At 47.3% G+C, this 19,769-nt stretch carries 24 protein-coding genes and 1 pseudogene; 12 read left to right on the top strand and 13 right to left on the bottom strand.

The window, feature by feature from the left end; all coding sequences use genetic code 11:
* The 4 genes and pseudogenes from D9742_RS20710 to D9742_RS23565 all read right to left on the bottom strand — a co-directional run.
* Positions 1–128, bottom strand: a 128-nt coding sequence (locus D9742_RS20710; RefSeq protein WP_113996313.1) for a DUF2732 family protein, incomplete at its 3' end; no start/stop codon positions are given.
* 67 nt (positions 129–195) lie between these two features.
* Positions 196–537 carry a DUF5347 domain-containing protein gene (locus D9742_RS20705; protein ID WP_130238090.1) on the bottom strand — a complete coding sequence of 114 codons (342 nt, stop codon included), beginning with the start codon at positions 535–537 and terminating at the stop codon, positions 196–198.
* A gap of 22 nt (positions 538–559) precedes the next feature.
* Positions 560–784, bottom strand: a complete 225-nt coding sequence (locus tag D9742_RS23810) for a hypothetical protein (RefSeq protein WP_053530349.1) — start codon at positions 782–784, stop codon at positions 560–562.
* A gap of 11 nt (positions 785–795) precedes the next feature.
* Positions 796–933, bottom strand: a pseudogene (locus D9742_RS23565) (phage filamentation protein Fil family protein); the annotation flags it as partial.
* 181 nt (positions 934–1,114) lie between these two features.
* Between D9742_RS23565 and D9742_RS20695 the strand changes: the two are divergent.
* Positions 1,115–1,573, top strand: a complete 459-nt coding sequence (locus D9742_RS20695; RefSeq protein WP_130238089.1) for a hypothetical protein — start codon at positions 1,115–1,117, stop codon at positions 1,571–1,573.
* Here the strand turns inward: D9742_RS20695 and D9742_RS20690 are convergent.
* Genes D9742_RS20690 through D9742_RS20680 form a run of 3 tightly spaced genes read right to left on the bottom strand, consistent with a single transcriptional unit; the run spans position 1,521 to position 2,525 of the window.
* A complete protein-coding gene (locus D9742_RS20690; protein ID WP_130238088.1) occupies positions 1,521–1,754 on the bottom strand; it encodes a phage filamentation protein Fil family protein in 234 nt (77 codons plus the stop codon). The two genes, D9742_RS20695 and D9742_RS20690, sit on opposite strands and share 53 nt — an antisense overlap.
* Before the next feature lie 7 nt (positions 1,755–1,761).
* Positions 1,762–2,271 carry a phage regulatory CII family protein gene (locus D9742_RS20685; RefSeq protein WP_000460893.1) on the bottom strand — a complete coding sequence of 170 codons (510 nt, stop codon included), beginning with the start codon at positions 2,269–2,271 and terminating at the stop codon, positions 1,762–1,764.
* Positions 2,272–2,303: 32 nt separating this feature from the next.
* Entirely contained in the window at positions 2,304–2,525 is a 222-nt protein-coding gene (locus D9742_RS20680) for a hypothetical protein (protein WP_000188448.1), read from the bottom strand.
* Positions 2,526–2,620: 95 nt separating this feature from the next.
* Here D9742_RS20680 and D9742_RS20675 point away from each other — a divergent pair, with 95 nt between their 5' ends.
* From D9742_RS20675 to D9742_RS20660, 4 genes are all read left to right on the top strand, one after another.
* Positions 2,621–3,217 (top strand): phage repressor protein CI, encoded by a 597-nt coding sequence (locus tag D9742_RS20675; RefSeq protein ID WP_000107902.1) that lies wholly within the window; start codon positions 2,621–2,623, stop codon positions 3,215–3,217.
* A gap of 20 nt (positions 3,218–3,237) precedes the next feature.
* Entirely contained in the window at positions 3,238–4,914 is a 1,677-nt protein-coding gene (locus tag D9742_RS20670) for a DUF4041 domain-containing protein (protein ID WP_023150405.1), read from the top strand.
* Positions 4,915–4,997: 83 nt separating this feature from the next.
* The gene (locus tag D9742_RS23735) at positions 4,998–6,029 is read left to right on the top strand and encodes a tyrosine-type recombinase/integrase (protein ID WP_130238087.1); all 1,032 of its coding nucleotides are present in this window, start codon (positions 4,998–5,000) and stop codon (positions 6,027–6,029) included.
* A gap of 58 nt (positions 6,030–6,087) precedes the next feature.
* Positions 6,088–6,357: a hypothetical protein gene (locus tag D9742_RS20660; protein ID WP_001032044.1), complete on the top strand. Its 270-nt coding sequence runs from the start codon at positions 6,088–6,090 to the stop codon at positions 6,355–6,357.
* 81 nt (positions 6,358–6,438) lie between these two features.
* On the opposite strand, the gene D9742_RS20655 is transcribed toward D9742_RS20660, so the two are convergent.
* Positions 6,439–7,044, bottom strand: coding sequence for a TetR/AcrR family transcriptional regulator (locus D9742_RS20655; RefSeq protein WP_130238086.1), 606 nt, complete (start codon positions 7,042–7,044; stop codon positions 6,439–6,441).
* An 83-nt stretch (positions 7,045–7,127) separates the two neighbouring features.
* On the opposite strand from D9742_RS20655, the gene D9742_RS20650 reads away from it, so the two are divergent.
* The 3 genes from D9742_RS20650 to ybjH all read left to right on the top strand — a co-directional run bounded on the left by D9742_RS20650 (position 7,128) and on the right by ybjH (position 9,520).
* Positions 7,128–8,336: an MFS transporter gene (locus tag D9742_RS20650; RefSeq protein ID WP_130222150.1), complete on the top strand. Its 1,209-nt coding sequence runs from the start codon at positions 7,128–7,130 to the stop codon at positions 8,334–8,336.
* Positions 8,336–9,151, top strand: coding sequence for a 5-amino-6-(5-phospho-D-ribitylamino)uracil phosphatase (gene ybjI, locus D9742_RS20645; RefSeq protein ID WP_130238085.1), 816 nt, complete (start codon positions 8,336–8,338; stop codon positions 9,149–9,151). Before D9742_RS20650 ends, ybjI begins: the two co-directional genes overlap by 1 nt.
* Positions 9,152–9,235: 84 nt before the next feature.
* Positions 9,236–9,520 carry a protein YbjH gene (ybjH, locus tag D9742_RS20640; RefSeq protein WP_074399644.1) on the top strand — a complete coding sequence of 95 codons (285 nt, stop codon included), beginning with the start codon at positions 9,236–9,238 and terminating at the stop codon, positions 9,518–9,520.
* Positions 9,521–9,560: 40 nt separating this feature from the next.
* Here ybjH and mdfA read toward each other — a convergent pair whose 3' ends face one another.
* Entirely contained in the window at positions 9,561–10,793 is a 1,233-nt protein-coding gene (mdfA, locus tag D9742_RS20635) for a multidrug efflux MFS transporter MdfA (protein WP_130238084.1), read from the bottom strand.
* A 284-nt stretch (positions 10,794–11,077) separates the two neighbouring features.
* Here mdfA and ybjG point away from each other — a divergent pair, with 284 nt between their 5' ends.
* Positions 11,078–11,674: an undecaprenyl-diphosphate phosphatase gene (gene ybjG / locus D9742_RS20630; RefSeq protein WP_130238093.1), complete on the top strand. Its 597-nt coding sequence runs from the start codon at positions 11,078–11,080 to the stop codon at positions 11,672–11,674.
* Positions 11,675–11,731: 57 nt separating this feature from the next.
* The gene (gene deoR, locus D9742_RS20625) at positions 11,732–12,490 is read left to right on the top strand and encodes a DNA-binding transcriptional repressor DeoR (protein WP_130238083.1); all 759 of its coding nucleotides are present in this window, start codon (positions 11,732–11,734) and stop codon (positions 12,488–12,490) included.
* Between the two features lie 47 nt (positions 12,491–12,537).
* Here deoR and dacC read toward each other — a convergent pair whose 3' ends face one another.
* Complete coding sequence (dacC, locus tag D9742_RS20620; protein ID WP_130238082.1) at positions 12,538–13,740, bottom strand: serine-type D-Ala-D-Ala carboxypeptidase; 1,203 nt, start codon at positions 13,738–13,740, stop codon at positions 12,538–12,540.
* Positions 13,741–13,986: 246 nt separating this feature from the next.
* Between dacC and gstB the strand changes: the two genes are divergently transcribed.
* Complete coding sequence (gstB, locus tag D9742_RS20615) at positions 13,987–14,613, top strand: glutathione S-transferase GstB (RefSeq protein WP_130238081.1); 627 nt, start codon at positions 13,987–13,989, stop codon at positions 14,611–14,613.
* Here the strand turns inward: gstB and D9742_RS20610 are convergent.
* From D9742_RS20610 to D9742_RS20600, 3 genes are all read right to left on the bottom strand, one after another.
* Entirely contained in the window at positions 14,610–15,728 is a 1,119-nt protein-coding gene (locus tag D9742_RS20610; RefSeq protein ID WP_130238080.1) for a PQQ-dependent sugar dehydrogenase, read from the bottom strand. The two genes, gstB and D9742_RS20610, sit on opposite strands and share 4 nt — an antisense overlap.
* A gap of 110 nt (positions 15,729–15,838) precedes the next feature.
* Positions 15,839–16,222, bottom strand: coding sequence for a biofilm formation regulator BssR (gene bssR, locus D9742_RS20605; RefSeq protein WP_130238079.1), 384 nt, complete (start codon positions 16,220–16,222; stop codon positions 15,839–15,841).
* 104 nt (positions 16,223–16,326) lie between these two features.
* The gene (locus D9742_RS20600; RefSeq protein ID WP_130238078.1) at positions 16,327–18,381 is read right to left on the bottom strand and encodes a beta-galactosidase; all 2,055 of its coding nucleotides are present in this window, start codon (positions 18,379–18,381) and stop codon (positions 16,327–16,329) included.
* 234 nt (positions 18,382–18,615) lie between these two features.
* On the opposite strand from D9742_RS20600, the gene D9742_RS20595 reads away from it, so the two are divergent.
* A complete protein-coding gene (locus D9742_RS20595) occupies positions 18,616–19,698 on the top strand; it encodes a LacI family DNA-binding transcriptional regulator (protein WP_130238077.1) in 1,083 nt (360 codons plus the stop codon).
* The last annotated feature ends 71 nt before the right edge of the window (positions 19,699–19,769 follow it).

The raw sequence follows: 19,769 nt of genomic DNA, 5'->3' as shown, positions 1-19,769 counted from the left end.
CTATCAAGGCGAGCTGCCATTGCTTCAGCCCTTGCCCGGCGTTCTTCCAGACGAGCCTCTGTCAGTAAAATATTAAGCCCTGCATCATCCGGTCCGGTTTTAGTCGTGAGGGTTTCAATATTACGCATACTCAATTCTCCTGAATTTAGATAAAGGGATGCCCGGCGGGTTTACGCCATGAATTTCATTAGTTGGTTAATTCGGCATGGTTAGCCGTCTGGGAAATAAGCTCACCACTGCACGAAAATGATTCATTGCTTTAATCAGCTCCCGCTTTTCGTCAGTGGTCAGCTCATTAATGCTGATGCTATGACGTTCAGCTGGAATTTTTGCCATAAAGAATATGGCAGCCAGTGCCCGTTTATTTTGTTCATTATTGATATCCCGTGGATCACGCATATCCTTAATAAACCGCTCAAGCTCTGACTCAATATTCAGGCCAAAAACTTTCGCCCTTAACTCTGCAATATGATTAAGTCCATTCAGGCGTTCGCCGGGGCTTAATGAAACAGTCGCCGCAGCGCCATTAATTGCCATATTTCATATCCCCCAAACGCACCTATCGTTCTTTGTTCTTACGGTAACGCTCAAGGGGAGATACATTTTTTCGTACCGTCTCTTTAACCTGCTCTCCCCGTAAAAACGTCCCATCCTTTAGCGTGAAAAAGTAACTGCCATCTCCCGACAACGACGGATAACAACAGAGCAAATCATCTTCAGGTACTGAATAACTCTCCCCTCTGTAACGAAACTGATAAACCACTTCACTTTCTGCCGCATACATTTGGACTTTCTCCGTTTCCTCGTGGTCACTTCAGACAGCAATTCATCTTGTGAATAACATGGATGCCAGCGTTTACCATCCTCACCCATGATCCAGCTGTGACCGTAGTGCATTGCCGGGCTTTGTTTTACCAGCAGCGATGCAAATGATTGTGCCGGGAATTTTTCTACACGCCCGGCGCGTGCCTCAGTGGTAGACTATTTGTGCTAACAATCATCTACCCCTCAAAGGAGAAAACTGATGTCAGAAACAGACAACTTTCATGTACTCCCTCGCCCGGCTCCAGCACCTCAGCCTGAACCGGGGCAAGAGAAGAAATAGGAATCCGGCATGACTAAACAAAGCTCCGAATACTTCCAATTGCACTACTGTTATTACCTTGAACTAATGACAGCAACGTTCCATGGTCGAGCTGATAAATTAATGACAGCAATCCAACTTATAAGCGGAACAGCTGTATTTGCTAATACAGGTCTGGAATGGTTGTTCGCTTTTCCTGTTGTTGTAATCGCAACAATCCAACTTGTATGGCAACCAGCTATTATTGCGGAACGAGCAAGCGCACAAAGCCGACAATATGGTGAGTTGCTTTACGCCGAGGATGAATTGTCTCCACAGTTCATTGCACAAAAATTGAAAGCTTTGCATCACTCTGACTCCACAACATTCGGATCTTTGTTAAACCCAGCCTACAAAAGAGCTGCTATTGCCTGTGGTCGGGTTGACGATGTAAACCTCAGCTTCCAAGAAAAACTTTTTGCTTGGTTCGCAGGTTGTTTGCCACGTTAACCATAAATCTTTGTAGGAATCGCTTTTTATTTCTTCCCCGGTAAGCCTGTTGCCGGGGTTGTAATTCAAAACTTGGATGCCACTTTTTCCCACAAGGTAAATAAATCCAGCCGTGACCGTAGTGCATTGCCGGGCTTTGTTTTACCAGCAGCGATGCAAATGATGGTTCTTTCGTCAGCATAAGCACCTCACAGCAAACCGAATGAAGCACCTAGGCCAGTCACGGTATCAACTGCACTCGCCATCGCAGGATTAGCCTGTAAACGGGCCTGCAATGAAACAGCAGCCAGCGCCATCAGTCGTGTAACAGAGTTAATGCTGCTGATCGCATCACGACGGCCTGCACTGGTTTTTACATCGCCAGAAACCGCACCTGCCGCGACACGCCCTATCTCTGCAGTTGCACTCATGACGTAATGCGGCAGTTTCTCTTTTGCCACCTCATTAATCGGTACACATGGCAGGCAGTGAATCTGTGCCAGAAAGCCATCTACCAGCGTTGAATCTTCAGTCAGATCGGTAAGCAACCAGATTTCTGGTGCGGTTAATAAATGAGGTTGAGCTGGATTCAGCTTGTTCCGCAGAATCTGCACATTCATACCTGCACGTTCTGCCAGTTGCACCAGGTTGTGGCGCAATGCAAATGCACGACAGGCTTCATCAAAATGTGGATGTTTGGAAACTTGGTAATCAAACATAGTCGACACTCCTGATGCATCCCAAAATGGAACTAGTTGAATACAACATTGCAATCAGTAAGTGCATCAACGGTAAGAGCAGCAAGGTTGATCATTACCTTTTCTCTTTTCTTGTCTTTCCGAAGGCGATGGCGAGGGATGCGACCATCAGCCAGCATATCGTTGATAGTGTCGATAGAAAGACCAGTAAGTTCGCTATAACGCTCAATTGTGACGTGTGGCGTATTCAGAGTTATTGAAATGTTAGGGGTCATGATGCAACATCTCCTATTGGCTTGTGGTGAGCCTGTAGTAATCGTGACAAGTACCCAAACGGGGACAAAATTGATACTAGGATCGCAAAAGAGATATGTCAACATCAAAGTACCCAAATGAGATCAAAATAAATCCCAATAAAGGTGGTAAGGCTGCGATTGAGCGATTAGTCGAAGCTTATGGCTTTACGACACGACAGGCTTTAGCTGATCACTTGGAAGTATCAAAAAGCACTCTGGCGAACAGGTATTTGCGGGATACGTTTCCTGCAGACTGGATAATCCAATGTGCTCTTGAAACAGGAACCTCACTGAAATGGTTAACCACCGGGCAAGGCCTTAAGCAAAGCTCGCTGACAGCAGCTACAGAAGAGCTTGCCAAGTTTCGCCTTACCGCAGGCAAAATGATTGAAGATGGTTCATATGTCTTCGATTCATCATTTCTTCCTGCAAATCTTTCATCACCAATTGTTATTCAGGATGGGCTCGTCACATACATTTGTGATCAAAAATTTTCTGAAGTACTTGATGGGCACTGGTTAATCAACATCGACGGAACCTATTCCATTCGAAAAATCACAAAGCTTCCAAAAGGTATGATTAAAATTACAAGTACAGAGAATAGCTTTGAATGTGCATTTTCTGATATTGAAGTAGTTGCTTGTATAAGAAGTACAATAGTTTCAAATTAATATAGTAAAAGGATTTAAAAATGAATTCATTTTCCATCGTTATATTCTTATTAGCATTTCTCGCCCCCATTCTAGCTGTAATATTATTTAAGCAAAGCAAAAAACATAAAGCGGCTATAGATACCTTGACAGCTAACAACATAGCCCTTTCCAACCAACTGAAAGAAAATCAAGAAGAATTAGCACAGACTGTACGAGATCTATCAGAGCTTGAAGGACGAGCTGCACCATTATGGCAATACGTAGAATTGCACAGCGCAGTGATGGAAGCAGAGAATAAGATAAAAAATGCAGACTCAATAGCCAGGCAAAAAATAGAAGAAGCCCAAATAAAGGCTGCTAAGACAGTAAACGAAGCAAATTATCAAGCTCAGATAAAAATAAGCAATGCTAATAGCGAAGCTATAGCAATTACTAAAGACGCTCGCGATGCACGCCTGAAAGCTAAAGAACGTCTTGATAATGCCAATAGTAAAGCAAATGAGCTGATCTCAAATGCTAATGACAATGCAGTGAAAATTATTTCCGATGCAGAAGAAAGAGCAAAAGAGATTGCTGGTTCAGCATATGAAGCTAAAGAGTTTGCAGAAAAATATGAAGCAGTTGCCAAATCAATGAAAAATAAAATTGAAGGTTATGGTGATGAATGGATCATCCCTAACCGTAGCGTTCTCGATGAATTGGCAGAAAATTATGAGTTTACAGATGCAGGCAAGGAATTACAAAAAGCCAGGGAGTTAACAAAATCATTAATAAAAACTAATAAAGCTGCTTCGTGTGATTATGTTGAACAAAACAGGCGTAATACTGCTATCAACTTTGTTTTAGATGCCTTCAATGGAAGAGTTGACAGTATTTTATCAAAAGTCAAACACAACAATTTTGGAAAACTTTCCCAAGAGATAAAAGATGCGTTTCAACTTGTAAATTACAATGGTTCTGCCTTTAGGTCCGCAAAAATAAGTGACATCTATCTTCAAGCTCGACTCAACGAGCTAAAATGGGGAGTTGCAGTTAATGAAATTATGCTCGAAGAAAAAGAAGAGCAAAGAAGGATTAAAGAACAACTTCGTGAAGAGGAAAGAGCTCGTAGGGAGTATGAAAAAGCGATAAAAGAAGCTGAAAAAGAAGAGAAAGCTATTCAGCAAGCTATAAATAAAGCAACAAAAGAGCTTATGCTTGCAAATGAAGAACAACGCTTAGCTTTAGAGCAAAAAATAGCTGAACTACAGTTAAAATATGAAGAAGCTGAAGCTAAAAACCAACGAGCTATTTCTATGGCTCAACAAACTAGATCAGGCCACGTTTATATAATTAGTAATATTGGCTCATTTGGCGAAGATGTATATAAAATTGGAATGACACGCCGCCTTGAACCACTTGATCGTGTTCGTGAACTCGGTGATGCTAGTGTTCCTTTTTCGTTCGATGTTCATGCGATGATTTATAGTGATGATGCACCATCATTAGAAAATCATCTGCATAAAGTCTTCAACGAAAAACAGGTCAATAAAATTAACTCACGAAAAGAGTTTTTCAACGTAAATATTAAAGAAATTAAGTCTGTTATTGAAGATATGAACATCAACGCACAATGGACAATGTTTGCGGAAGCGAAAGAATATAGAGAGTCACTGGCGATTGAGCAAGAGCGCAAAGCAGCAACTTCCGCCAACGATGAACTGCATGTTGCTTAGCAATGTATGTTTCATAGTAATCACACATTGATTACTGGTTGTATATACAGTTAAATTTAGCCCTCTGATATGAGGGCTTTTTTATGGCAGTACGAAAACTCACCACAGGAAAATGGCTTTGCGAATGTTACCCCGCCGGACGTAGTGGACGTCGTGTGCGTAAACAATTCGCCACCAAAGGCGAAGCTCTGGCTTTTGAGCGTCACACGATGGAAGAAACCGAAGCAAAGCCCTGGCTGGGTGAATCAGTAGATCGTCGAACACTGAAAGACGTGGTTGAGCTATGGTTCAAACTACATGGTAAATCACTGACTGCTGGGCAGCATGTCTATGACAAATTGCTGCTGATGGTTGACGCTCTGGGCAATCCCCTTGCAATTGATCTCACCTCTAAAATGTTTGCCCACTATCGAGATAAACGCCTGACAGGTGAGATCTACTTCAGCGAGAAATGGAAGAAAGGATCAAGCCCGGTCACCATTAACCTGGAGCAAAGCTATCTAAGTAGTGTTTTTAGCGAACTATCCCGGCTGGGCGAATGGTCGTATCCGAACCCACTGGAGAACATGCGAAAATTCACCATCGCAGAAAAAGAGATGGCATGGCTTACCCATGAGCAGATTGTTGAATTGCTGGCTGATTGCAAACGTCAGGACCCAATTCTGGCACTGGTAGTTAAGATATGCTTAAGCACAGGCGCACGCTGGCGTGAAGCCGTAAATCTTACCCGCTCACAGGTGACCAAATACCGAATTACCTTTGTAAGAACGAAGGGGAAGAAAAACAGAAGCATCCCTATCAGTAAAGAGCTTTACGAAGAGATCATGGCGCTTGATGGGTTCAATTTCTTCACAGACTGCTATTTTCAATTTTTATCCGTGATGGAAAAAACGTCTATCGTGCTCCCTCGCGGTCAACTGACACACGTTCTGCGCCATACGTTTGCGGCGCACTTCATGATGTCGGGTGGAAATATCCTGGCCTTACAAAAAATTCTCGGGCATCACGATATAAAAATGACTATGCGTTACGCACATCTGGCACCGGATCACCTGGAAACTGCATTACGGTTTAATCCGCTGGCAACACTACCAACATCAATAGCAAGTTTTTGAAAATGCGTCTTTTGCCCTGTTGAGCTAATATTCCTTTTTTTCACATGGAGCACTATCAATGAATAAGTTTCAGCATCAGGGAGCGGAATTGCGCAACAGAGCAAAAGAATTGGCTTTATCCGTACTTAAAACTCACCCAGATGCCCAAAAAAACGGCAACGGCGTTAAGCAAGCTGAGGTATTTCGTCTAAGCGGCCTCGATTGGGGAGAAAAACGGAAAGCAACAAGTTCGAACCAACAATATTGGGTTGTTGCACTATTGCGTGAACTAGAAGAGGAAGGGTTAGTCGAACAGATTGAAGATAGAGGCCCCTGGCGTCTAAGGTAAAACAAGTGGCGACAAAGTGGCGGCAGCGGTTGGCATTACCCCGTAATAACCACCACTGACCACCAACCTAACTTATTGTTTTTAATCTAACTTATTGTTTTCATTAACCCGTTTACATAAATGGGTTTTTTGTTGCCTGAAATTTATCTCCTGCCCCGCCACTCGCGCCACCATCTGTAAAATCTCCTCGCGCGATAGCGGCTTACGGTCAGTGACAAAATGCAGCGTCATCCCTTCAATAAAAGCATCCAGAGCCCGGGCCGTTCCAGGTTCAAACCATTGTTCGAGTGTTTGCTGACTGCGCTGCATCCAGTTTTGCATCACTGTTTTTAATAACGGTTTTCGGCTGGCCAGCGCGTAGAGTTGATACATCAGCTCCATGTTGTCTGGCGTTGCAACCTGCGAGCTGTAGATCATTTCTGTGATGGCCTGGCAGGCACTGGGAGCATCACTGACATCGCTAAAAAATGCCTGATATTGCCGTGACATAGTCTGCGTAAAGCTACTGAATGCCTCCAGCAATAGCTCATCAATTCCTGAAAAATAGTAGGTCATCGACCCTAACGGTACCCCGGCAAGGGTAGCTATTTTACGGTGCGTCACGGCATGTATTCCGTAAAGTTTCACCGCCTCAAGAGTGGCCTGGATGATTTTTTCTCGCCGTTGTGGATCGTTAGCGCGACGCATGTCATTTCCTCTCACTGCAATTGTGTACAAATGTACACAACCTTGCTAAGGTTGTCTTCCCTCTTCTTTTTTTGACGTGATCTATGACAGTAAATTCTTCACGTAATGCATTGAAACGTCGTACCTGGGCGCTGTTTATGTTCTTCTTTTTGCCGGGCCTTCTAATGGCTTCCTGGGCAACCAGAACGCCCGCTATCCGCGACATTCTTTCTGTCTCTATCGCCGAAATGGGCGGAGTGCTCTTTGGTCTGTCAATCGGTTCGATGAGCGGTATTCTCTGCTCGGCGTGGTTAGTAAAACGCTTTGGGACGCGTAATGTCATCCTGGTCACGATGTCCTGCGCATTGATCGGGATGATGATATTAAGTCTGGCGCTCTGGCTGACATCTCCTGTGCTCTTTGCCGTTGGTCTTGGCGTTTTTGGCGCCAGTTTTGGTTCCGCAGAAGTGGCGATAAACGTTGAAGGTGCTGCCGTTGAGCGAGAAATGAATAAAACGGTTTTGCCGATGATGCATGGCTTCTACAGTCTCGGTACGCTGGCGGGGGCTGGTGTAGGGATGGCGCTGACGGCCTTTGGAGTTCCGGCAACTGTTCACATTTTGCTGGCGGCGCTGGTGGGCATCGCGCCTATTTATATCGCTATTCAGGCAATCCCTGACGGTACGGGAAAAAATGCTGCCGATGGCACGCAGCATAGTGAAAAAGGGGTTCCTTTTTATCGCGATATTCAGTTGCTATTAATTGGTGTCGTGGTGCTGGCAATGGCTTTTGCAGAAGGTTCTGCCAACGACTGGTTACCCTTATTAATGGTTGATGGCCACGGATTTAGCCCAACGTCCGGCTCATTGATATACGCAGGTTTCACATTGGGGATGACCGTTGGACGTTTTACCGGCGGCTGGTTTATTGATCGCTACAGTCGCGTTGCCGTGGTACGTGCCAGTGCACTAATGGGTGCGTTGGGTATCGGGCTAATTATTTTTGTTGATAGCGCCTGGGTCGCTGGGGTGTCTGTTGTACTTTGGGGACTGGGTGCCTCGCTGGGCTTCCCGCTAACCATTTCAGCCGCCAGTGATACCGGCCCCGATGCACCAACCCGTGTCAGCGTGGTGGCAACGACCGGTTATCTGGCTTTCCTCGTCGGGCCGCCGCTGCTGGGCTATCTCGGCGAACATTATGGATTGCGTAGTGCAATGCTGGTTGTACTGGCGCTGGTTATTCTCGCGGCTATTGTCGCGAAAGCTGTCGCCAAACCCGATACAAAAACGCAGACTGCGATGGAGAATAGTTGATGGGCATTAAATTAATTGCGGTAGACATGGACGGTACTTTCTTAAGCGATCAAAAAACCTATAACCGCGAGCGGTTTATGGCCCAATATCAGCAGATGAAAGCACAAGGTATTCGCTTTGTGGTTGCCAGCGGGAATCAATATTATCAGTTGATCTCATTCTTCCCCGAAATTGCTAATGAAATTGCTTTTGTGGCGGAAAATGGCGGCTGGGTAGTGAGCGAAGGCAAAGATGTTTTTAATGGTGAGCTATCGAAAGATGCTTTTGCCACTGTCGTGGCGCATTTGCTGACGCGCCCGGAAGTGGAAATTATTGCCTGCGGTAAAAATAGCGCCTATACCCTCAAAAAATATGACGATGCCATGAAAACTGTGGCGGAAATGTATTATCACCGTCTGGAATACGTCGATAACTTTGACAACTTAGAAGATATCTTCTTTAAGTTTGGCCTGAATCTTTCCGATGAACTGATTCCGCAAGTGCAACAAGCATTACATGAAGCCATCGGAGATATTATGGTGCCAGTGCATACCGGCAACGGCAGCATCGATCTAATCATCCCCGGCGTTCATAAAGCCAATGGCCTGCGTCAACTCCAGAAATTATGGGAAATAGACGACAGCGAAGTAGTGGTCTTTGGCGATGGCGGTAACGATATTGAGATGCTGCGCCAGGCAGGGTACAGCTTCGCAATGGAAAATGCCGGCAGTGCGGTCGTAGCAGCGGCGAAATACCGTGCAGGCTCCAATAACCGTGAAGGCGTACTGGACGTGATCGATAAAGTTCTTAAACACGAAGCGCCATTTAATCAATAAAACGGCAGCACGCCCGGCAACACAACGACAGAATGAAGGCTGCATAATTCGCAGAAATTAACTCACCGGATTATTTCAGGCGAAATGATTATGAAGAATTATGTTTTGCTGGGCGCGTTTCTCATGAGCTTTGCCGGTGCAACGATGGCGCAAAGTGTTACCGTCGATGTGCCGAGTGGATACAAAGTGGTAGTGGTCCCTGATTCTGTCAGCGTTCCGCAGGCAGTCAGCGTCGCTACTGTGCCGCAAACCGTTTATGTGGCCCCGACTCCTGCTCCGGCTTACCGTCCACATCCGTATGTTCGTCACCTTGCCAGCGTTGGCGAAGGGATGGTTATCGAACATCAGATCGATGACCATCACCATTAATTCGAAAATGCCTGATTGCATTGTGCAATCAGGCATTTTTTTACCCTTCGTGTGAATTTCCTACCTGTTTATCTTTTAAAAAGATAAACATCAGCAGCAGCCACAAAATTCCGTTGGCAAGGTTGAAGAGATTAAACAGACCGTTGCCACCGTTCAGATACGCGTGTTTACTGATCTCAATACCGACAGTGAAAATCAGCATTTGCAACATCCCCATCGCCGCCGAGACAGTACCTTTACTCATATCGCTAGCAAACAACGTCAGACGCACCAACCCCGCATTCGCCAGGCCAATGCCAAAAGCATAAATACTTAACCCGGCAGTCATCCACAAATACGCGTGTGATGAGATGACCGTTGCCGCAGCGGCAACCAACAGACCAATCATAATTGGCCAGCCGCCCATAATGATCAGCGAACGTACGGTGCGACGCGAGGTCAGCCGAGCCAGCAGTAGGTTCCCCGCAATTAATGCGCCGAAAATGGGAACTTGCAGCAGACCATATTCATAGCTGCTCAATTGCTCGCCGGTTATGATGATAATCGGCGACTGGGCAATCCACGCCAGCAACGGCAGACTGACAAATCCCAATGCCAGCGCCCCCGCAACAAAGCGACCATTCTTCAGTACCAGCTTGTAGTCACGCCCTAGCTCTTTCAGCGACAGTTTCTCGCCAATACGCGTAGCGGTTTCTGGCATGGCACGTTGCAGGCCAAAGAAGGAGATCGCTGCCAATGCGGCAAATAATACAAACATCCCTTCCCAGGGCAGCACATGGATCCACGCCGCGCCCACCAGCGGGCCGAGTAGCGGCGCAATCAGCGCCACATTCGCCATCAGCGCGGTGATCTTGATACAAACCGCCTCTTCGAAGGATTCCTGAATCGCGGCGTAACCCACGGCGCCAATGAAACAGAGGCTTATGCCCTGCAAGAAGCGCAGCAGCGTGAATTGTTCAATGTTTTGCGCCAGTAATATCGCCAGACAAGTGATGATAAACCACACTACGCCCGCCAGCATCACCGGACGGCGACCAATACGATCCGACAATGGTCCCAGCAGCCACTGTAAAAACATCCCACCCGCCAGGTACGCGGTCATCGAGGTAGGAACCCAATCAATGCCCGCCTGGTACTGTTCCACCACGGCCAACATACCGGGCTGAATCATATCGTTACCGATATAGGTTGAGAATTCGTAGAGCACCAGACAGAGAGGGAAAAGTAATGCCTGACGTCCAAGTCTGGCACCATTAGCTAATCTATTTTGCATGCAATTTCTTCGCCAATAATAATCGCGCAAAGTTTAATAAAAGCGCGGCTAACGAGAAAGCAATTTTTGTCCCTTAAACCACTGTTAAGCACATTCTTACATTAATCGGCGGTTAGACTCTCTTTTTTAAGCTTTATTTAACTACCGCGCGTTACCATTACTTCACATAATACGGGTCACTTATGAGAAATAAGACGATGCCGCTTTACCCTGTTTAACATGCACCTTATTCTCACCGCCTTGCCTGATGGCTCTCCATTAAACACCTTATGAGTCTGGAAGTTATGCTGGAAAATCTCAATTACTCATTGTTCTCTCTAATTAATGCCACGCCAGATTCTTCTCCGTGGATGATCTCGTTGGCGATTTTTATTGCCAAAGATTTGATTACCGTGGTGCCTCTACTGGCCGTAGTACTTTGGCTGTGGGGGCATACAGCGCAACGGCAGGTAGTGATAAAAATAGCCATCGCACTGGCTGTAAGTCTGTTTGTTTCCTGGGGAATGGGGCATTTATTTCCGCATGACCGCCCGTTTGTCGAGAATATCGGCTATAACTTCCTGCACCATGCGGCAGATGACTCTTTCCCGAGCGATCACGGCACGGTGATCTTCACCTTCGCTCTGGCATTTTTAATCTGGCATCGTTTGTGGTCCGGATCGCTTCTCATGGTGCTGGCCGTAATTATTGCCTGGTCGCGGGTCTACCTTGGCGTCCACTGGCCACTGGATATGCTTGGTGGATTGTTGGCAGGAATGATTGGCTGCCTTAGCGCGCAGATTATCTGGCAAGCTGCGGGAGCGGTGCTCTACCAGCGACTGCAAGCGTGGTACCGCTTCTGTTTCGCCTTACCGATCCGTAAAGGCTGGGTACGTGGCTGATTTCGGATAAAACGTGTAATATCAGGCGGCTCGCTTCAATAACTATTCAGAGGGAATATGGAAACACGTCGCGAAGAGCGTATCGGGCAATTACTACAAGAATTAAAACGCAGCGATAAGTTACATCTGAAGGACGCCGCCGCCCTGCTTGGGGTTTCAGAGATGACGATTCGTCGCGACTTGAATAACAACAGCGCCCCCGTCGTATTACTCGGCGGCTATATCGTCCTCGAACCACGCAGCGCCAGCCATTACCTGCTAAGCGACCAAAAATCCCGTCTGGTGGAAGAAAAACGCCGCGCCGCAAAACTGGCCGCGACGTTGGTAGAACCCGATCAAACCCTCTTTTTTGACTGCGGCACCACTACGCCCTGGATTATTGAAGCGATTGATAATGAAATTCCTTTCACCGCCGTTTGTTATTCACTGAATACTTTTCTGGCGCTGCAAGAGAAACCACATTGCCGGGCGTTTCTTAGCGGTGGTGAATTTCATGCCAGCAACGCCATTTTCAAGCCTATCGATTTTCAACAAACGCTGAATAATTTCTGTCCGGATATCGCTTTTTATTCCGCTGCGGGTGTACATACCAAAAAAGGCGCAACCTGTTTTAATCTTGAAGAGTTGCCGGTGAAACACTGGGCCATGTCGATGGCGCAAAAGCATGTGCTGGTTGTCGACCACAGTAAGTTTGGTAAGGTACGTCCGGCACGCATGGGTGACCTGAATCGCTTTGATATCGTAGTAAGCGATTGTTGTCCGGAAGATGAGTATGTGAAGTACGCGCAAACGCAGCGTATTAAGTTAATGTATTAATTAAGCATCACCGGATGACGTCATCGCGCCATCCGGCCATCTAAAGATTAAGAGAACCAGCTGCCAAACCATTGATGGAATTTCATCATCACGAAATCCCACATCCGACCAAAGAATCCGCCCTCTTCCACATTCTCCATTACGATCAGCGGACGCTGTTCAATAGACTTGCCATTAAGCTGGAAATCAATGGTTCCGACGACCTGGCCTTTTTTCAGCGGTGCGGTGAGCTGCGGCTCGGTTAATGTATAACTGGCTTTCAGGTTTTTCAGTTGTCCACGCGGAATAGTCACCGATCCGCCTTCGCCAGCACCGAGATTCACTTCGCTCTTATCGCCAAACCAGACTCGCTGGGTCACAAAGGTGGCATCAGGTTTAATTGGTGTCACGGTTTCAAAGAAACGGAAGCCCCAGGTGAGCAACTTTTCGGACTCATTAAAACGGATACGATCGGTTTTCGCTCCCAGTACCACAGAGATCAAACGCATGTCGCCCTGGGTCGCGGAGGCCACCAGGTTGTAACCGGCACCTGCCGTAGTACCGGTCTTCATGCCATCGACATTGACATTACTACTCCACAGCAGACGGTTACGGTTAGGCTGGCGAATCTTGTTGAAGGTAAATTCCTTCTCTTTATGAATGGCGTACTCTTCCGGTACATCGTGGATTAACGCTTTGCCCAGCAAAGCCATATCGCGCGCGGTACTGAACTGCCCCGGTGCGTCGAGGCCGTGCACCGTCTGGAAGGTGGTGTTGGTCAGGCCCAATTTTTTAGCATAACCATTCATCAGGCCAATAAATGACTCCTGACTGCCCGCAACGTAATCTGCCAGCGCAATACAGGCGTCATTACCGGACTGAATGATCACGCCTTTGTTTAAATCGGCCACCGAAACCTGATCGCCCGGTTTGAGGAACATCACCGACGAACCGCGCAGCGCCGGATTCCCCGTCGCCCAGGCATCTTTACCGACCGTCACCATATCGGTGAGTTTAATCTTATCGGCCTTGAGCGCCTGCCCAACCACATAGCTGGTCATGATTTTGGTCAGACTGGCTGGGTCCAGTTTCTCATCCGCATTACCTTCCGCCAGCACTTTTCCGCTGGCGTAATCCATTAAAATCCATGCACGCGCATCCACGCTCGGCGCCTCAACGGTTTGTTCCGCCGCGAATGCCGTTGGGGCAAAAAGGAATAAAAATGCAGAACCCGCTGTAAGACCACGAAGGAGAGAGGAGAATTGCGTCATAAATGCCACCCGAGTATCCATTCAAAAAAAATACGTTATATCGCCGTATGATAAGTTCGGTGATTAATAACGCACACACAAACTTAAAGAAACCGTAAGTTGGTAAAGTTTTTAAAGTTTATGCAATATCCTGCCGCTTCGCTGCTTCTGGCGTCATTTTTTTGCCAACTGTTGCTTAAAAGTTAACTTTACTCCACCATCGGAGTCCTGTTCAGCCTGTGGCTGCCTGTGTAAAAAGGGGGGAGTATGATTACGCTGTGGGGTCGGAATAATTCAACCAACGTAAAAAAAGTATTGCTGACGCTCGAAGAACTGGAACTACCTTATGAGCAAATTCTCGCGGGCCGTGAGTTTGGAGTAAACCATGACGCCGACTTTCTCGCGATGAATCCCAACGGGCTGGTGCCGCTGTTGCGTGACGACGAACGCGATTTAATTCTCTGGGAATCAAACGCTATTGTCCGCTACCTGGCAGCACAGTATGGGCAAAACCGCTTGTGGATCGACTCGCCAGCACGTCGCGCAGAAGCGGAAAAATGGATGGACTGGGCAAACCAGACGCTCAGTAATGCCCATCGCGGGATCCTGATGGGATTGGTCAGAACACCGCCTGAAGAGCGCGATCAGGCCGCCATTGATGCCAGTTGCAAGGAATGCGACGTCCTGTTTGCCCTTCTTGATGCGGAACTGGCAAAAGTGAAATGGTTCTCTGGTGATAAATTTGGCGTGGGTGATATTGCTATTGCACCGTTTATCTACAATTTGTTTAACGTCGGTCTGACCTGGACACCGCGTCCAAATCTGGAACGCTGGTATCAACAGCTCACCGAACGCCCCGCAGTGCGTAAAGTGGTGATGATCCCCGTTAGCTAATTATTACGTGGACTTACTTTCAGTAATTCGCCATTGGACTCGTCGGTCAATACGTACAAATAGCCGTCGGGCCCAGTGCGAACATCACGAATTCGCTGCCCTCTGTCCGTTAATATGCGGCCATCTTCCGTCACTTTGTTACCATTGACGCTCATCACGATGACATCTTTATCTTTTAACGCGCCAATAAATAATTTTTGCTGCCACTGGGGGAATTTGTCGCTGTTATAGAAGGCCATACCGCTCACGGCGGGCGAATCTTTCCAGTAGAAAATGGGTTGTTCCGTTCCGGCAACGATTTCTCCTTTCGCTTCCGGTATTTTAAGTCCCGAGTAATTGATGCCCCAGGATGCCAGCGGCCAGCCGTAATTTTTGCCTTTTTCCGGGATATTGATTTCATCGCCGCCACGCGGACCATGCTCATTCAACCACAGCACATTGCTCCACGGATTCATCGCCATCCCTTGCGGGTTACGAATGCCGTAAGACCAGATCTCTGCTCGTGCACCGGATTCCTTCACAAAAGGATTATCATCCGGGATCTCGCCCTGGTAGGTCAGACGCACTAATTTACCCTGTAATTTGTCCAGATCCTGCGCCGTTGGGCGCTGATTGTTTTCGCCCAGACCAATAAACAAATAACCTTTGCTGTCAAACACCAACCGTCCACCAAAATGGTTACCGGTAGAAAGCTTAGGCGTCTGGCGAAAAACGGTGCGGAAATCCGTTATTTTTGTCAGGTCATCACTCAAGCGGCCATAACCTACGGCAGTACCTGCTTTGTCATCATCTCCCTGTTCCGAATAACTTAACCAGATGCGGTGAGACTGGGCAAAATCAGGCGCTAAAGCTACATCCAACAAGCCACCCTGCCCGTGCGCCCAGACTTCCGGCACACCAGCCAGCGGCGCAGATAATCCTTTTCCTTCTTGCCAGTGGCGTAACTCGCCACCACGCAGCGTGATTAACATACCGTGATTATCGGGTAAGAAAACCAGCGACCAGGGATGGTCGAGTTTATTTTGCAGCACGTCGACATTCACCGGTGCGGGAGCTGCCCGGAGAGATGAAGAAATGCAAAGAAGGGACACGATAAAAAAGGATTGTCGATGCATAACGCCTCCTGATTGACTCTGGCTTAAAGCGTAGTCAGTCAAAAGCGTAATAAATGCATTTTTACATAAACTTAAACATGAAGGGGGAGACGCTTTCTCCCCCTTTGTTTTCAGGCCTTCTCAAGCATGGCGCGCTTCTGCAGGCTCTGGATACTCAGCGTTAAGCTCATCAGACAATTTTCAAGCTTATCGGCGTTGACGGTAATAAAATTTGGGCAATCATGATACCCACTCATCAAACATACTGCGGCTGTCGCTAATGCTTCTTCAGCGTGATGAAGAGCACCCCACTCTTCCTTATCCAGATGAAGATTCAACCGCAGCGATTTATCGTGCAATTCGCGATGCAGTTTAAAAAAGTTATCTCGTAGATGATTGCTTTCGCTGACGGACATGTATCCTTTGGCCTTCCTCAGATGCACATATGCAGCGAGGTCAACTTGTGCGTCTTTCAACCGGTTCAGTAGGTCGATTCGCTGTCTGTCAACGAACATACTTCGATCCTCCTCTTTCCAGCCTTGTTGCAATTAAATAGTATGGCTATTTTTTGAGCAAAATGCTGTCAGGGATCAATACTTCACATCTTATTAATATTAATTTACATTATTTCTCTTTCCAGTACCTCACATCCCCATGGCGCCAGTTCTAATTGTTGTGAACAAGCCTTGCCCGTTTCCGCCACTCGCCACGCTCCAGGAAGCAAAACATTTTGTACATGAGCAGTGTAATTTTGTACAAATACCCATTCCTGATCGCCGTCTGTCCGACGCGTCGCAATAACGCCAGCAGGAAGTTCAGTAGCAAGTGCTTTTGGGAGATGAAGTGTGTTGATCAACATCGCGGCAAACGCTTGATGAAATGACGCATCATTACGCGAAGCCACATAAAAAGCACGACCTTGTCCGACGTGATTTACCGTTAACGCAGGTGTACCCGCATAAAAATCCTCACCATAGCGCGCCAGAACCTGTGCACCTTCGGCGTGAATAACCGCACATAATTCCCGTGCCTGCCATTGCCCCTGCAGTCCATACGCATTCGGCTCGCAGATAACTTCGTTATGCTGATAATCATTAAGGCTATCAATCTCTTCAGCCCATACGCCCATCAGGTCACGCAACGGGCCAGGGAACCCACCCAGGTGACATAAATCGGTTTCATTGACAATCCCGGACCAGTAAGTGGTGATAAAATTGCCACCAGCTTCGACATAGGCACGAGCACGAGCAGCAAATCCATCGCGAACCATATAGAGCATTGGGGCGATAACTAACTGATAACCCGTAAGATCACAATCAGCATTGATAATATCGACCGCCACGCCCTGCTCCCAGAAAGGTCGGTAATGCTCCACTACCGTTTGTTCGTAGTGGATACCGCAATTGCGTGGCCCGGCAGCATCATTGACCGCCCAGCGGTTTTCCCAGTCGAAAATAATGGCAACTTTTGCCTGCGTTTTCGTCCCAACCAATTGTTTAAGATGGGCCAGCCGTTGCCCCAGTTGTATGACTTCGCGCCCGGTACGCGTCTCCAGATGACCGACGTGATCAACCACCGCACCATGAAACTTTTCCACGGCACCACGACTCTTACGCCACTGAAAATAGTGCACGCCGTCTGCGCCGTGAGCGACGGCCTGTAAGGAAGAAAGAATATTCATTCCCGGCTTTTTCAGTTTGCTGGTTGGCTGCCAGCTTGTCTGGCTGGGCGTGGATTCCATCAGAATAAACGGTTTATTTTTCAAGGTACGCATCAGGTCGTGATACATCGCTGTTTTACAGGCTACGGCGCGTTCATCTTCCTGTTTGTGCCACATGGGGTAGCTATCCCAACTCACAAAATCAACCACTTCGGCTAATGCCCAGTAGTTGTAGTCATTGAAATACCACATAAAATTGGTCGTCGCAGGTAAATCGGGGCGTTCTGCTTTTAACGGCGCGATTTCCATTTGATAGAACTCTTTTACCTGCGATGTGACAAAGCGTCGCCAGTCAAGATTCAAACCGTGGTTGGACATTTCACCTAATGGGGAAGGAGATTCAATTTGTGACCAGTCACTGTAGGTATGGCTCCAGAAGCCAGTCCACCATGCCTGATTAAGCGCCTCGAGAGTGGTGTAACGAGTCTGCAACCAACGGCGAAACGCCTGTTGGCATCCATTACAATGACACTCTCCGCCATACTCATTACTGATATGCCATCCCAGAACCGCCGGATGATTGGCGTATCGCTGCGCCAGCTTACGGTTAATTTGCGTCACTTTATCTTTATACACTGGCGAAGAAAGGCAGTGATTATGGCGACCACCGTGAAGCATTTTCTCGCGTGAGGCGCTAACTCTCAGAACCTCTGGATAACGAGCAGCAAGCCAGGCGGGTTTGGCTCCGCTTGGTGTTGCGAGGAAGACAGAGATCCCACCAGCATGAAGTTTATCCAGCACCTCATCCAGCCAGTCAAAGCGATACTCACCCTCTGTGGGTTCCAGTATTGACCAGCTAAAAATGCCCACCGACATGGTGTTACAACCAGCCTGTTGCATCATGGCAATATCTTTCTCCAGAATCCCAGGGACATGTAACCATTGCTCCGGATTGTAATCAGCACCATGAAGTAACCATGGGGCTCTGGGGATGATCGGTGGGTGCTTGTCCATGCTGACTCCTGAATTGTTTTAAACAGACAAAAAATGTTATTCGTTCACAATACTGTCATCTAGTAATTAATTGCTTCGTTATGCAAGGAATGTCCGGCAGGAATGTGATCAAGTACGCGTTTTTTCCCTTCAAACAGGTTCGTCGGTTCAGCTTACCGGCACTGTGACAGGTGAGCGTGATACGTATGACATTCACTGCGGTATACTGTGACAAATCTTTTAGCCGGGGCGAATATGAAAACCAAAGCTGCAACCCTTGCCGATGTTGCTCGTCATGCCAATGTTTCTTATCAGACAGTGTCGCGGGTGCTTAACAATTCAGCGAACGTGTCTGCTAAAACACGTCAAAAAATTGAACAAGCCATTGCCGAACTTAAGTACGTTCCAAATCGCGTTGCTCAACAGTTGGTAGGGAAAGAGAGCAAAACGGTCGGGCTGGTTACAACTTCACTTGCCCTGCATGCCCCCTCGCAAATTGCGGCAGCAGTGAAAAAATATGCCGGAGAACAGGGATATCAGGTGCTGATATCCATGATTGATGATGTTGATATTAAAGGTATTCAGGCTGCAATTACTGAATTAAAAGCACAACGGGTAACAAAGATTATTATCAACGCACCGCTGGAAACGGCATTGGCTGAAACACTGGTGGCTGAAAACAGCGATGTATTGTGTTTGTTTCTCGACGTGGACCCTTATAGCCCGGTATTTAACGTCACCTTTAATCCCGCAGAAGGTGCACGCGCCAGCGTGAAACATCTTTACGATTTGGGGCATCGTCAATTTTGCTTGATCTCTGGCCCTGAAAATTCAGTACCAGCGCGGCTACGACTCAATACCTGGCGCGACACCCTCGCTTCACTCCAACTGACGCCGCTGGCCATTCATTACGGTAGTTGGGACGCTCAAAGCGGCTATCTGGCGACGTTACAGATGCTACGTGAAACACCACAGGTAACCGCTCTTCTGATCGCCAATGATCAGATGGCATTGGGGGCATTAAGCGCCTTACATCAACAAAAACGTAAAATCCCGCAAGATATTTCTGTCATAGGGTATGACGACACCTATGAAAGTGCATTTTTTGAACCTTCGCTAACGACCGTTGCAATCGACTTTGATTTACAAGGGAAAATTGCCGTTCAACAAATTTTACAGCCGGACGATGAACACGCGATGCTCCGCTCTTCAACCATCCTTCCCAGTCGCCTGGTCGTGCGTAACTCTGCTGGCCCCCTGCACTCACCGCAGGCTGATCTGATGAATATTGCTGAACACCTTCGCACACTGGCAGATGAGCTAACACGAAAGGCATAAAAGTAATACGTTCTCATAAAAAGATTTAGTGATCTGTTTCGCTAAATCTTTTTTATTATCAGCAATAATTG

The organism is Escherichia sp. E1V33 (genome assembly GCF_004211955.1).
Lineage (GTDB): Bacteria > Pseudomonadota > Gammaproteobacteria > Enterobacterales > Enterobacteriaceae > Escherichia.
The sequence above is the reverse complement of the archived record's forward strand: the minus strand, read 5'-3'. Positions and strand labels throughout refer to the sequence as shown.